Source organism: Pantoea sp. BS_8 (genome assembly GCF_041954965.1).
GTDB lineage: Bacteria > Pseudomonadota > Gammaproteobacteria > Enterobacterales > Enterobacteriaceae > Pantoea > Pantoea stewartii.
Window position 1 is genome coordinate 149,068 of record NZ_JAVAXU010000009.1, and the last position, 13,545, is coordinate 162,612.

Genomic DNA, 13,545 nt, shown 5'->3' on the forward strand with positions numbered 1-13,545 from the left:
ATGCTGGCCTCCGTTACTTCACGCCCCAGATAGCTTTGTAATGGTCCTGATAGCCGTTTTCCGGATCGTAGTGGTTCTGCGGTCCGCCATCCCGGCTGATATTTTCCGGTGTAATCAGGTGCGCAGGCGTGACATAGCCTGACGGGGGCTGTCCGGCGAAGGCGCGGTTGAACTCATCCAGCAGTTGCCAGCCATGCAGTTTCAGCGGTTCAGCGACGGTCGCGACCTGGCTTTCACCATTGCGAATGCGCTGGAAGGCCGACACCGAGCCGTCGCCTGCCGAGATGTTATATGGCGCGTTTTTGCCGCCTTTCCCTGCGGTTTTCAGCGCGGGTGCCATAAAGTCAAAATAAAGGTCATTAATCGCCAGCGAGTACTGCCAGCGGTCGCCGTACTTCTGTAACAGGCTAAAGGTCAGCGACGGCATACGGTTAGAGGTATCGGCCAGCGGCGTGTCAATAAAGTCGATGACTTTACACTCGCTGCACTTCTCAATTTCCTGCTTCATCGCATTGGCTTTATCCAGCGCGATTTTGTACAGCGAGTCGGTGAAGATAATCACCTGCGCTTTGCCGCCTGACTTCACAATGGCGTACTGCGCCGCCAGACGGGCAACCTCATTAGAATCGGACGTAATGTTATCGGTGATCCCGTACTGCTTAATCGGGCCCGGTTGAGGCTCTGCGTGCCAGGCCATCAGCACGATTTTTTGCTGCAGGGCTTTTTTCAGCGGCATTTTGGCGACGTTCGGGTTCCAGCCGCCGATAACGATACCGTCAGGGCGCTGGGCAATCGCCTGATTCAGCGCCGCCAGTTGATCTTTGACAGAGCCTGCGCCGTCCAGCGTATCCAGCGTCCAGCCAGCCACTTTCGCCGCTTCGCTCAGGCCTTGCTGAACGCCCTGCACACCGCCGTTTTTCATATCCGAGGCGATAAAGATCAGTTTCTTTTTAGGCTGTAGCGTTGGCCCGGTCGTCGGACCGTCCCAGGTCGTGGCGCTGGCCGTCGCTTTGGCCACGGCCGCTGTCGCCTGATCGAGATAGCTGTCTGCATGGGCTGGTAAGGTGGCGACCAGCATGGCGATGAGAGAAAGACCAAATACCGGATTTTTCATAATGAGTTCCCTGGTGTGATGGTTTTTTGCTGTGAGTCAGGTGTGGTCGCCGGCGCGCTCTGACTGCGCACGACGGCTTTTTGATTCAACATACGGCGGCGCTGAGCGTAGCCGGCCAGCGTAATCGACAGCAGCAGCGTGGCACCGTTAAACAGCGGCTCCACCCAGAACGCGCCGCCAAACTGCTGAATACCGGCAATCCCGATAGCCAGGATAGCGATGCCGACCACGGTGCCCCAGACGTTTACCCGCCCCGGACGAATGGTGGTACTGCCCAGAAAAGCCCCGACCAGCGCAGGCAGCAGGTAATCCATCCCGACGCTGGCCTGGCCGACGCCCTGTTCCGCCGCAATCAGCACCCCGCTGAAGCCGGTGATCACACTGGAGGCGATAAACGCGCCGATCACGTATTTATTCACGGCAATACCGTTGAGGCGCGCGGCGACGGGGTTACCGCCCACGGCATACATGCACCTTCCCAGTGGCGTGTGCTCAGTGATCAGCCACAATACCAGCGCCAGGCCCAGCACATAGAAGGCACCAATCGGAATGCCAAACACTTCGGTACTGTGCAGCGCACTAAAGGCATCCGGTAAGTCACCAACAATTTGGCGACCGCCGGAGTGCCACAACGCAATGGCATACAGCACCGTGCCGGAACCGAGCGTGGCGACGAAGCTGTCGATATCCGCCAGCGCCACCAGAATGCCGTTCAGCAGGCCATACAGCGCCGACAAGACCAGCACTGTCAGCACCGCCATCTGCCAGGAAAAACCGTATTCCACCTGAAGCGTAATGGCCAGGATGTGCCACAGCACGATCCCGAAACCGACGTTCAGGTCGATTTTGCCCACAATCATCGGCAAGGTGGCGGCCAGCGCCAGCAGGGCGATTTTGGCCTTACTGGACAGAATGGCCTGCACGGTGAGCAGGGATGCGAAAGTTGGGGACAGTACCGAAAACAGTAACGCCAGCAGCACACATAACAACAGTAATCCGTAGCGGGTGACGACCTGCATCGACCACGGCGCAAAACCATGCTGAGCAAGGCTGACCCGTTGTTCAAGTGCAGTAGATTTCACCGAGGTTTTAGACATAGCGTTTCTCCTGACTGCCTTTTCAGACGGTAGCGAAGGGGGCAGCAGAGCTGGCTGAGGCCAGCTCCAGTAAATTAGCAAAAGTGACCTGTTCGTTTTTCAGTTCACCCACTACCTGGCCCCGGTTAAACACCAGCGCGCGGTTACAGATATGCGCGATTTCCTCCAGGTCATTCGAGATCACCAGCACTGCCACGCCGTCTGCCAGCGCTTTGTTGAGCAGGTGATAAATTTCTTCGCGCGCGCCCACGTCGACGCCCGCAGTGGGATCTTCAAGAATCAGCAACGGGGCACTGAGGTGCATCCAGCGGGCCATTACCACTTTTTGCTGGTTGCCACCGGACAGGGCGCTGATATCCAGATCCACGTTTTTAGGGCGCACGTCGAAAAGCTGCACTTTCCACCAGCTGGCACCTACCTCCGCGCGGCGACCATAATGGGACATCACCCGGTGCCCGCTCGCGCAGGGGTTGAGAAACAGGTTTTCACGCACGCTCATCGACATAACCAGACTTTCACCGGTGCGATCGCCTGCCACAAACGAGATGCCTGCCGCCATAGCCTCGCGAGGCGATCGGGAATGGCAGGGCTTGTCGCGAAAAATGACCTGGCCCTGGGTAGCCTGTTTCAGGCCAAACAGCATCCGGCCAATCTCTTCCTGACCGGCACCACGCAGGCCGGCCAGCGCCAGCATTTCGCCGGGTTGCAGACTGAACGAGACCGGGCCCACTTCATCGATGCAGAGCTGATTCAGTGACAGCACGGGCGGACGCCCCTCAGGCAGCACAAGGCGCTGATTGCTTTCCAGCGCTTCGCCGACAATCATTTCAACCAGATCGTGCAACCTGTAGTCTGCCGTGTTGCCCTCTGCGACGCGTTTACCGTCCCGCATCACACAAATGCGATCGGCAATTTCAATCACCTCATCCAGACGGTGAGTCACGTAAATCATGCCGACGTTGCGACTTTTCAGGCGTTCTATCACGCTAAACAGATGCCGTACGTCATTGGCGGGTAACGAGGCGGTCGGTTCGTCCAGTACCAGTACTTGCGCGTTGACGGCTACCGCGCGGGCAATGGCCAGCAGCGATTTTTCCGTGCGTGACAGTTCAAATACGCGGGCATCGGGATCGAGCTGAATACCGACGTCTTCCAGCGCTAAACGTGCCCGTTCACGCACGGCCCGCCAGTTAATCAGGCCCAGGCGACGGTTGAAGCCCATGATCAGCGCCATATTTTCCGCCACCGTCATCCACTCGATCAGCCCCAGATCCTGATGAATAAAGGCGACAGGTTGGCTGGTGGCGGTTTTTAGCGCGGCCGCTGAGGGGATGGGGTTGCCATTAAAGGTTATCTGGCCTTCGTCGCTGGTATAAACGCCGGCCAGTACCTTGATCAGCGTCGATTTACCCGCACCGTTTTCACCTAACAGCGCGACCACTTCGCCCGGAAAGACATCCAGGCTTACGTCATTGACGGCAGGGTTCCCCCCGAAACGTTTGGTGATATGGCTTAGTGTCAGGACCGGTTTATCCGGGTTAGTTTGCATTCCAGCCTCCCGTGACGCCTGGTGAGTAGTGGCAGCAAGCGTGGTGACGCGCTCTTGCTGATTTCAACATGTGAAATACTATTCCAAAAAATACTATCCCTGAAAATGCGGAAAAGCAAAGAAGCGAGGCGACTATTTCCTCATTAGAAACATAGGGTTAAAATATTGTTTTGAAATTGTGATGAACAGCGCAATTCCTGCCAGGCGGAATGCGATCGCCAGGCCACACTAAAAAAGCGAAAGATTCCCAGTTGTTATGCCATGAGTTAACATCATGCGATAGTGCGCTCAGGAAGTCAGAAACGGAGAGGATCGGCGGATGGTGGGTAAAGTGGATAAAGCGAAGGAAAATAAAAACGATAAGCCGTTGGGAACACAGAGTCTGTTTCGTGGCCTTCAGTTAATTGAGTTACTGAGCAATTTCCCGAACGGCTGCCCGCTGGCCCATCTCGCTGAGCTGTCCGGCATGAATAAAAGCACCGTCCATCGCCTGTTACAGGGGCTGCACAGCAGTGGCTATGTCACCCAGGCCCCGTCGCCTGGCAGCTATCGCCTGACGACCAAATTTATTTCGGTCGGTCAGAAAGCGCTGTCATCGCTCAATATCATCCACGTAGCCGGACCGCATCTGGAAAAGCTCAACCTGGACGTGGGCGAAACGGTTAACTTTTCCAGCCGTGAAGACGATCATGTTGTATTGATCAATAAACTGGAACCTACCACTGGCATGATGCGCACACGCGCCTACATCGGGCAGCATATGCCGCTCTATTGCTCGGCGATGGGCAAAATTTTTCTGGCCTGGGGCAGTGAAGAATACCTGCTGCACTACTGGCAAAGCCATCAGGACAGCATTGAGCAACTGACAAAAAACACCATCACCACCTTGCCTGAGATGCAGCAGGAACTGAGAGATATTCTGCAGCAGCGCACCGCGATGGATCGCGAAGAGAACGAGCTGGGCGTGACCTGTATCGCCGCGCCGGTATTTGATATTCAGCAGCGCGTTCCCTATGCGGTGTCGGTCTCGCTGCCGACGGCCAAGCTGCAACAGATTGGGGCAAAAAACCTGATGGCGAAGGTGGTAGCGACCGCCCAGGCGATCTCACACGAGCTGGGCGCTTCCGCCTGAGCCCTGGGCAGCGGCCCGCCTGGCACGCATCCTGCGTTATCCGTTTTCAGGCGGGATACTGTCGCCCGCGCCAAGTGTCCGCTGCATCAATACCGTGTCCAGCCAGCGCCCGTGTTTGTAGCCTACGGAGGTTAGCGTACCGGCCACGGTGAAGCCCGCCGATCGGTGCAGAGCGATGGAGGCCACGTTGGCGCTGTCGCCCACATTCCCGACCATCTGGCGAAAGCCCCGGCTTTCAGCCCAGTCAATCGCGTGCGCCAGCAGGCGTTTACCCACACCTTTCCCCTGAAAAGCCGGATGGATATAAAGGGAATCTTCCAGGGTAAAACGATAAGCCGGGCGCGGACGATAAAAGCCCAGATAACAGTAACCGCAAACCTGGCCGTCTTCGATGGCCACAAACCAGGGCAGTCCGGCGGCACGGATTTTTTCTAACCGGCTGGCGAGTTCGGCTTCATCAGGCGGATCCAGTTCAAAACTGCCCGTGCCATGCACAACATGGTGAGCATAAATCTGTTGCAGGGCGGGAATGTGGTCATCCTGCGCGAGCGTGATGTGCATTCTGCGATTCCGGAGTGAGCCAGTAAGGATCATGACAATACAAAAGACAGGCAGGAAAGGCTACCGGCCTGTTTTGCCGGGTAAGATCCCTGTCGCAGGACGGGGCGTCAGATACCACTCCTGCCAGGCGCGGTTTATCGCTTTTGCACCTACCAGACGGCACCTGGGCAGGCTAAGTCCCTGATACAGGAGGTGATAGCGACGGCGATTGCCCGGCGTCACCCAGGTGATATGCCTGAGCATGGCGAGATTGATGTGATCGGTGCTGCCTTGCAGCGCCCCGGCACGCGGCGTGGTGGCACAGCAGCGCCGGATATAACGCAGTAAACTGACAGGCATCGCGAGATCCAGCAGGATATAGCCTGTTGCGCGCGCCAGTCTTTCGGGCAGGCAGCGCGTATAATTGCCTTCGATAACCCAGCGTTCTGCACTGATTGCCTCGCGGTGAAGCTGTAAAAACACGGCGTGCTCTCTGGGCTGCCAGTCGGTATTGGGCTGGTGATAAAGCTGATCGAGATGAATAACGGGCAGCGACTGCTTTTCCGCAATCGCCACGGCCAGGGTAGATTTACCGCTGTTTGAGGGGCCCATGATACAAATGCGCGGACCCAGATGTGCAAGCGGCGGCAACGGTGTCATCAGGCGAAACCTCCGTCAAGGCTGTGTTTGCGCCTCAGTATACGCGGAAAATGTGCGCCAGCCATCGTGCCTCAGGGCCGGTTGGGGTCAGACCGATCCCGCTTTCTCGATCACCAGTACGCGCGCTTCGTCCTGTGGATGGGCAACATGTTCCGTGCCCACGCTGGCATAAAAAATATCCCCTGTCTGCAAGCGCACTGTCCTGATGTCTCCGTTTTCCTTGTAGTGCATCTCTACACAGCCATCCATCACCGCAAAAACTTCCTGACCGTCATTGATGTGCCACTTGTAGGGTTGATCCGTCCAGTGAAGCCGTACGGTTGTGCCATCAAAGTTAGCGATGTCGAGTGCACCCCAGGCCCGGTCGGCTGAGAACGCTTTGCTGATATAGGTTTTCATGGTTTTTCCGTTATGCGCAGTGGTAAGACATGGATGAGGTTATACCGCGTGAAGTGGGGCAGGGCTTGCAAAAAATTGCGGAAAACTGAGGCGAATCAACAGAGCAGGTACGGGATGAAAGCGTCAGGGCAGGCGGGAAAGCAGACCTGCCCTGCGGGCAGGTCTGAAGGGCGGATCAGAAATTCACGTTAGCGCTGATTCCGCCGACAAAGGCATCTTTCACGTCGCTAACGGCACCCGGCGCAACAACGTATTGCAGGTTAGGACGCAGTTGCAGCCATTTGGTCAGCTGCGCGTTGTAATAGATTTCGTAGTTGTACTCCGAACCGTCCTGAACAGGCAGATAGGTCGGGCTGTTAAAATCGGTCTGCCCGCTGGCGTCGTTCTGTTCACGCAGCGAACGCGTGTAGGCGCTGTTGACGTGAATACGCGCCGCGCCGATGCCAATCTCATCCTGCGGACGGGCATCGAACGGTCCTTTCCAGGTGAAGCTGACGGACTGATAGTTATCGGTTTTCGAGGTTTTATGGTCGTTCATCACCGCCTGAACCGTCACGCCCAGACCCCGGCTGGCATCGCCGCCCTGCGCCGTCAACTGCTGCTGCAACAGGACATAGCCGCCGTAAGCATGATTTTTGCGCTGGTAAGCGCCGTCACGCCAGCTGCCATAGTTGTCGCCATTTGCGGACGAGTAGTAATAGCCGATACGATAGTTACCCGGCAACTTGTCGGGGCCTAACGTCGGTTTCCAGCCTAACTCGACCGGCACCAGATTCCCCTCTGAGTTGCTGGTATCCAGCCGGAAACCATCGCCACGGTCGTAATTCGCACGGTTTTGATTGTAGAAACCGACCTGGAAAAACACCTCTGGCGTAACGTTGACTTTTAGCCTGCCGCCCCACTGCGAAACCGGCCAGTTAAACCAGCGATCGCCGCGCCAGTTACCGGCCTGGCCGCTGCCAAACGCCAGGTTCTGGAACTTGCTGTCGAAGTTATCGAAATCTTCGCCGACGGTAACGCGTCCGGCTTTCAGATTGACCGTGTTATCGAACAGGCCTTTGCTTAACCAGAACTGCGTCAGGCGCCACGTCTGGCCACGACCGTACACCTCCTGGGTAGAAGAGAGCATCCCGGTGCGGCGATCGGCCACCTGATCGGAGATGTTGCGGCCATTGCGATCGGTAATGGTGACCTGGAACTGCGTATCCTGCCAGTCGAGGAGTTTTTGCAGATCGAAATTGGCACCAAACGCCCACTGGTCGCTGTAGCGCATCGAGGTATGGCTGTCGGCTCCGCCACCCAGATTGGCGGCACTTTCCATGGTGTAGTTAACATCTAACTTAATGCCGTCGTTTTCTAACTGCGTTCGGTTACCGCCCCAGTCGCCAAACAGGTAAGGTGAGTCATAGCTAAAGGCATCGGCGGCCAGCGCGGAGGCGCTCAGCATCGCAAACATCAGGCTGCCCGCGGCCAGGCGAGGCATAAACTGCACTGCTTTTTTTGTATTCATCAGCGTTATTCTTTATGAAATGACAGGAAAAGACAGGGCAGAGAATAATGCTGACTAAATGTCAATTTTTGCAAATCTGTGCGTATGTAACTGCAAAGTGGTAAGGAATTAACGCAATTGTGACAGTTATCGCTGAATGAATATTTTTATAGCTAAAAAGGCATTTATTGCGAGGCAAAGTAAAAGGGATGCCGCGGCATCCCCGGAGGTTTTATGGCTTGCTGGCCTGGGACAGCTCTTCAATTTCTTGCTTGCTCAGCGTCAATTCGGTGGCTTTGACCAGTTCATCAAGCTGCGACAAGGAGGTCGCGCTGACGATAGGGGAGGTAATACTCGGGCGCGCGATGAGCCAGGCCAGCGCCACCTGCGTGGCTGACGCATCATGTGACGCCGCCACGTCTTCCAGCGCTTCAACAATGCGTTTACCGCGTTCATTCAGGTACTTATCTATAATACCCTGACCGCGCGCGCTCTTGCTGGCATCCTGCGGTTTTTTATATTTGCCGCTGAGAAAGCCGCTGGCCAGCGCGTAGTAGTTGATCACGCCAAGCTGATTCTCACGCGCTACCTGCTCCAGCTCGCTTTCATATTCTTCACGGTCGTAAAGGTTGTAGAGCGGCTGCAGGGTTTCGTAACGCGCCAGCCCATGCTGTTTGCTGATGTCCAGCGCCTCCTGCAGTCGCGCGGCGCTGTAGTTGGAGGCCCCAATAGCCCGGACTTTGCCGGCTTTGATCAGAGCGTCAAAGGCGCTTAACGTGTCGGTCAGTGGCGTGGTTTCATCATCGCGATGCGCCTGATAGAGGTCGATCACGTCGGTTTGCAGACGGCGCAGCGAGTCCTCGACGGCCTGGCGAATATACCCAGGTTTCAGTCCCTGCTTCTCCGGTGACATTTCGATGCCGACTTTGGTCGCCAGCACTATCCTGTCGCGTTTACCGCTTTTCTTCAGCCATTTGCCGATGATGGTTTCGGATTCGCCCCCCTGATTGCCGGGCGCCCAGCGTGAATAGACATCGGCGGTATCGATAAAGAACAGGCCTTTTTCCACCAGCGCGTCGAGCAGAGAAAACGAGGTTTTCTCGTCTACCGTCCAGCCAAAGACATTGCCGCCAAAGGTCAGAAGCGGCACAGAGAGGCCGCTGTTGCCGAGGGGGCGGGTTTTAGGCTGCGTCATAGCATTCTCCTTTATTAAACGTATCAGGTGTACTTATCAGCTTAGCAAAGGTAAATCGACAGCTTTTCATTCGGTTTGTCCGCCAGTGCGGCATAACAAGGTAGCAAAGGTCACTTTTACCGCTGGCACGGCAGCGCCCGTCCTGAAACGTGCAGGCACACAGCCCCGCGAATGCCAGAAAACCCGATACCGTAAAGCGAGGGATTTTACATTCAGAAATCTGGCTTTACCGACGTGGACAAAATCGTTGCTGACGGGCCTTAGGGCTTAGGGTTATAAGAATACCGGGCTGGTGTGATGCGACCTTCACGATGATCGGGCAAAAACGTCACAGGAGACGTGGCACTGATGAAACCTCATAATCTCTCTGGCTTCACATCCACGCCGCGACGTCGGTTCTTAAAACGCAGCGCGGCACTGTTGCTGGGTTCCGCATTGCCGATACCGGCCTTCGCGGCCGAACCGGCTTTCCCCCCCTTAAAGCGCATAGCCGCGCAGCGTCATCTTCTGTTTGGGTTCGCGGTCCGGCCCGAGCGTTTGCGGTCCGATGCGCATTACCGGCAGTTTGTGGCCAGCCAGGCCAATATTATTGTTCCGGAAAACGCGCTGAAGTGGGTGGTCGTTCAGCCTGAGCAGAATCGCTACGATTTTTCTGGCCCGGATACGCTTGCCGCCTTTGCCAGAGCGCAGGGCCTGCTGCTACGCGGGCATACCTTTTGCTGGCACCGCGCGGTGCCGGACTGGCTGCTGGCGATTCGCGATGCCACGCAGCTGGAAAAAGTGTTGAGAGACCATATTCATACCGTCGCGGGGCGCTATCGGGGACAGATACAGAGCTGGGACGTGGCGAACGAGATTATCAACCTGTCTGACGGTTTGCCTGGTGGATGGCGCAACAGTTTCTGGTATCAACGTCTGGGGACGCGTTATCTGGATATCGCCTGTGACGCGCTGCATCAGACCGATCCTCACACCGTCATTTGCTATAACGATTACGGGCTGGAAAGCGACCATGACAACGCGCAACGAAAACGCGACGCTGTGCTGGCGCTGCTGCGCAATTTGCAGGACAGACAGATCCCCATTGGTGCGCTGGGCATTCAGTCTCATCTCAAGGCCGGTCCGCAGTACGCGTCTGGTCCGGGACTGGCGACATTTATTCGTGAAGTGAAAGCGCTGGGCCTGGCCGTGTATATCACCGAACTGGATGTTGATGACAGCCGCCTGCCGATGGCGCGCCGCGCCATGGCGGTCGCCAGCACCTATAAGCGCTATCTTTCGCTTGTGCTGGAAGCCGGTGTCGACGCAGTGCTCACGTGGGGTGTCTGGGACACGCCCCACCGGACGGCGGCGACGCCGAAGGCAAGCGATGGGCTGGCCACCGGACCGTTGCTGTTTGCTAAAGACGGCCAAATCAAAGACGCCAGCTGGGCAGCGCTGCATGCGCTACGCTGATTAACGCGTTGCGGGTGCCGCTCTGGCGGCAATCCACTGTCGATAACGCGCGGGTGTCATCGCCATCACCTGATTAAACGCTTTGCGAAAGCTGCTTTCGTCAGAATAGCCACAATCGGCGGCCACCTTACGGATGCTTACGGTGGGGTTTTCCAGAAGAAGACAGGCACCTTCAATGCGGACCCGGGTAATAAACGCCTTAGGACTTTCGCCGGTCAGCATTTTCATTTTACGGTGCAACGTACGTTCGCTGGTATGTAACGCAGAGGCCAGCCGTTCTGCCGTGATGCCTGGCTGTTGATAGCGAATAATCTCTTCCGCCCGCATCAGCAACGGGTGCTGAGTGTTAATAAACCCGGGCGGCGCATACAAACGTTGCGACACGGGCTGGGCATCGGCAACGGCCATATCAGCAACCTGTCTGGACACGTCCGCCCCCAGTATCCTGTGCAGCAAATGCAACGTGAGCGCGCTCCACGAGAGTGGGCCACCCGTAGTAATGATATTTTCCTGTTGTTCGAGCGTTTTTCCCCATACCGGACGCGCATCCGGATAGCGCTCCCGCAAGGTTGGAAACAGCCACCAGGTTGTGGTACAACGCCGACGACTGAGCAGCCCCGCTTCGCCCAGCACCAGACAGCCCGCGCAGGCGGCACCGACGATGGCACCCTGATGGTACATTTTTTTTATCCAGGTCCCCGCCTGTATGACCGCCTCCGGATGGTGCGGAAACCGATCGCGGCCCAACGCCATTCCCCCGACCAGGACGATATCTGACGCCTCTGCCTGGCTGAAATCAGCATCGACATGTAGCCATCGTCCCTGCGCATCGCGCACGGGCTGGCCATCAGCACTTACGATTTGGACCTCCAGCGGCGCGCGGGTCAGTTGCGCCGCAGTATCGGGGCGAGACGCAATCACCTGGCGCGCAATCCATAAGGTGTCACAAAAGCCGTTGACGGCAGAAGGCAGGCTGCCTTCAAGCGCCACAATCGCTATGCGCATAGCCAGTCACTCCTTATGGCGAGTTTTGCCTGTTAGTTGTCTTATTCGCCATCTTACACACTCTTTTCGCCCGATCTACCATGGTCAGCATGAAAACGACCACAGGAACAGGCGAGATGCGGCGAAAGAGCAGTAAGGCGAAAAGATTAAAGCATGCGGTGCTGCTGGGGCTGACGTTATTGAATGTGCCGCTCGCTGCGCAGGCGACGGTGAAAAACATCGTCTTAGTCCACGGGGCGTTTACTGACGGCTCAGGCTGGCGGGCAGTGATTTCACGCCTTCAGCACAAAGGTTATCACGTCACCGCCGTTCAGAATCCATTGACCTCATTGCAGAATGACGTAAAGGCGACGGAGGCGGTCATTGCGCGTCAGCAAGGCCCGGTGCTGCTGGTTGGGCATTCCTGGGGCGGTGTGGTGGTGGCTGATGCTGGCAACGATTCGCGCGTAAGGGGCATGGTTTTTCTCTCTGCGCTGGTGCCCGACAGTAATGAATCTGCTGCCGGGCTGTTGCAACGACTTCATGCCCCGATGACGGCAATGAGGCCGGATAAACACGGGATGATCTGGCTGGATAATGCCCAACAGTTTGGTGAAATGCTGGCCGGCGACGTGCCTGATGCGCGGGTGCGCGAACTGGCTGCGGTACAACAACCTGTTGCGGCGAGCGCTTTCACTGACAAGGTGATGCGAGCCGCATGGAAAATCAAACCCACCTGGTATTTGTTGACCACGCAAGACCGGGCGCTGCCGCCCCGTGTCCAGTCTGACATTGCTGCGCATATTGGCGCACGCGTTCAGCGTCTCGCATCTAGTCATTTATCGCTGGTTTCACATCCTGAACAGGTGGCTGCGTTTATCGATCGCGCGGCCAGAACCCTTCCATCGTCATAGCACCATCACTCTCAGGGGAATCCCATGAACAGATTACTTCATATTGACGCCAGTATTTTCCAGACGCCGTCGGTTACCCGGCAGCTTACCGCGGACATCGTCAGAAAACTGTTGGCAAAGTACCCCGCTGCTCAGGCGACTTACCGTGATGTCGTGGCCGAGGAAATCCGTCCTCTTAACGCGGCCATCGCGGCAGGTTTCAGGGCGGGAAACGACGACAACGTCAGTGAGTACATAGCAGAACAGCATCGCTTATCTGACCTGCTGGTGGCGGAGTTTCTTGCCAGTGATGTGATAGTCATCGGTGCGCCGATGTACAACTTTTCGGTGCCTGCCCAACTAAAATCCTGGCTGGACCGGATCGCGCAGGCAGGCAAAACATTCAGTTATACGGCACAAGGCCCGGTGGGGTTGTCAGGTGGGCGAACCGTGATCGTGGCCTCGGCGCGAGGCGGCTTTTACCACGGCGGTTCCCTTGAAGAGTGGGATTTTCAGGAACGGTATCTGGCCGCTTTTTTTCGGTTTTTAGGCGTTGAGCATATTCATGTTATCCGTGCAGAAGGGGCTTCAAAAGGGGAAGCCATTCAACAGCGTGAAATCGGCAACGCGTTTAATGCCGCCAGCACGCTCATCCAGTCACTTGCGTTGTAATCCACAGGAGAACCTTATGCTTTACATTGTTACGCTGAGTTATCGTGGTGCCGCCGCCGAACGTGAAAAACACAGCGCGGGTCATAAAAGCTGGCTGATGGAGCACATCAAGACGGGCGAGGTGGTGTTGGCCGGACCGCTGGAAAATCAGCAGGGCGGCGTTGTGCTGTTTCTCGCCTCTGATGAGCAGGCTGTTCGCGACAGGTTGACCGAGGATCCCTTTGTGGCGTTGGGACTGGTTGATGTGGCTGTTACGGGCGTTCATCCAGCCCTGGTTTCTTCTGTGTTTGACGCCGACTGGGGCAGTGAAACGAAGGTCGTTGATATGGCCCACCGCGCCTGAAGCCGTTTGCCGCGGAGCAGGGC

General features: G+C 56.7%; 14 protein-coding genes. 5 read left to right on the forward strand and 9 right to left on the reverse strand.

Annotation, left to right across the window (positions count from 1 at the left end; genetic code table 11):
* Nucleotides 1-13: 13 nt before the first annotated feature.
* Genes RAC65_RS16555 through RAC65_RS16565 form a run of 3 tightly spaced genes read right to left on the reverse strand, consistent with a single transcriptional unit; the run spans nucleotide 14 to nucleotide 3,760 of the window.
* Nucleotides 14-1,114 (reverse strand): substrate-binding domain-containing protein, encoded by a 1,101-nt coding sequence (locus tag RAC65_RS16555; protein WP_033739103.1) that lies wholly within the window; start codon nucleotides 1,112-1,114, stop codon nucleotides 14-16.
* Nucleotides 1,111-2,211, reverse strand: coding sequence for an ABC transporter permease (locus RAC65_RS16560; RefSeq protein ID WP_033739104.1), 1,101 nt, complete (start codon nucleotides 2,209-2,211; stop codon nucleotides 1,111-1,113). The genes RAC65_RS16555 and RAC65_RS16560 overlap by 4 nt, the downstream gene beginning before the upstream one ends.
* 22 nt (nucleotides 2,212-2,233) lie before the next feature.
* The gene (locus RAC65_RS16565) at nucleotides 2,234-3,760 is read right to left on the reverse strand and encodes a sugar ABC transporter ATP-binding protein (RefSeq protein ID WP_033739106.1); all 1,527 of its coding nucleotides are present in this window, start codon (nucleotides 3,758-3,760) and stop codon (nucleotides 2,234-2,236) included.
* Nucleotides 3,761-4,079: 319 nt separating this feature from the next.
* On the opposite strand from RAC65_RS16565, the gene RAC65_RS16570 reads away from it, so the two are divergent.
* On the forward strand, nucleotides 4,080-4,892 hold the full coding sequence (locus RAC65_RS16570) for an IclR family transcriptional regulator (protein WP_006121620.1): 813 nt from the start codon (nucleotides 4,080-4,082) through the stop codon (nucleotides 4,890-4,892).
* A gap of 36 nt (nucleotides 4,893-4,928) precedes the next feature.
* On the opposite strand, the gene RAC65_RS16575 is transcribed toward RAC65_RS16570, so the two are convergent.
* The 5 genes from RAC65_RS16575 to RAC65_RS16595 all read right to left on the reverse strand — a co-directional run bounded on the left by RAC65_RS16575 (nucleotide 4,929) and on the right by RAC65_RS16595 (nucleotide 9,175).
* Nucleotides 4,929-5,453: a GNAT family N-acetyltransferase gene (locus RAC65_RS16575; protein ID WP_054688377.1), complete on the reverse strand. Its 525-nt coding sequence runs from the start codon at nucleotides 5,451-5,453 to the stop codon at nucleotides 4,929-4,931.
* Between the two features lie 60 nt (nucleotides 5,454-5,513).
* On the reverse strand, nucleotides 5,514-6,092 hold the full coding sequence (locus RAC65_RS16580) for an AAA family ATPase (protein ID WP_375096901.1): 579 nt from the start codon (nucleotides 6,090-6,092) through the stop codon (nucleotides 5,514-5,516).
* A gap of 87 nt (nucleotides 6,093-6,179) precedes the next feature.
* Complete coding sequence (locus RAC65_RS16585; RefSeq protein ID WP_375096902.1) at nucleotides 6,180-6,491, reverse strand: cupin; 312 nt, start codon at nucleotides 6,489-6,491, stop codon at nucleotides 6,180-6,182.
* A gap of 175 nt (nucleotides 6,492-6,666) precedes the next feature.
* Nucleotides 6,667-8,001, reverse strand: coding sequence for a carbohydrate porin (locus RAC65_RS16590; RefSeq protein ID WP_033739112.1), 1,335 nt, complete (start codon nucleotides 7,999-8,001; stop codon nucleotides 6,667-6,669).
* Nucleotides 8,002-8,212: 211 nt separating this feature from the next.
* On the reverse strand, nucleotides 8,213-9,175 hold the full coding sequence (locus RAC65_RS16595) for an aldo/keto reductase (protein ID WP_006121615.1): 963 nt from the start codon (nucleotides 9,173-9,175) through the stop codon (nucleotides 8,213-8,215).
* 348 nt (nucleotides 9,176-9,523) lie between these two features.
* On the opposite strand from RAC65_RS16595, the gene RAC65_RS16600 reads away from it, so the two are divergent.
* The gene (locus tag RAC65_RS16600; RefSeq protein WP_367143459.1) at nucleotides 9,524-10,630 is read left to right on the forward strand and encodes an endo-1,4-beta-xylanase; all 1,107 of its coding nucleotides are present in this window, start codon (nucleotides 9,524-9,526) and stop codon (nucleotides 10,628-10,630) included.
* Here RAC65_RS16600 and RAC65_RS16605 read toward each other — a convergent pair whose 3' ends face one another.
* Nucleotides 10,631-11,635: a GlxA family transcriptional regulator gene (locus RAC65_RS16605; protein ID WP_185200036.1), complete on the reverse strand. Its 1,005-nt coding sequence runs from the start codon at nucleotides 11,633-11,635 to the stop codon at nucleotides 10,631-10,633. It abuts the gene before it with no gap.
* A 116-nt stretch (nucleotides 11,636-11,751) separates the two neighbouring features.
* On the opposite strand from RAC65_RS16605, the gene RAC65_RS16610 reads away from it, so the two are divergent.
* The 3 genes from RAC65_RS16610 to RAC65_RS16620 are packed head-to-tail and all read left to right on the forward strand — an operon-like array spanning nucleotide 11,752 to nucleotide 13,522.
* Entirely contained in the window at nucleotides 11,752-12,528 is a 777-nt protein-coding gene (locus RAC65_RS16610; RefSeq protein WP_375096919.1) for an alpha/beta fold hydrolase, read from the forward strand.
* 24 nt (nucleotides 12,529-12,552) lie between these two features.
* On the forward strand, nucleotides 12,553-13,179 hold the full coding sequence (locus RAC65_RS16615; RefSeq protein ID WP_033739123.1) for an FMN-dependent NADH-azoreductase: 627 nt from the start codon (nucleotides 12,553-12,555) through the stop codon (nucleotides 13,177-13,179).
* A 16-nt stretch (nucleotides 13,180-13,195) separates the two neighbouring features.
* Nucleotides 13,196-13,522, forward strand: coding sequence for a YciI family protein (locus RAC65_RS16620; protein WP_054688363.1), 327 nt, complete (start codon nucleotides 13,196-13,198; stop codon nucleotides 13,520-13,522).
* Nucleotides 13,523-13,545 lie beyond the last annotated feature (23 nt).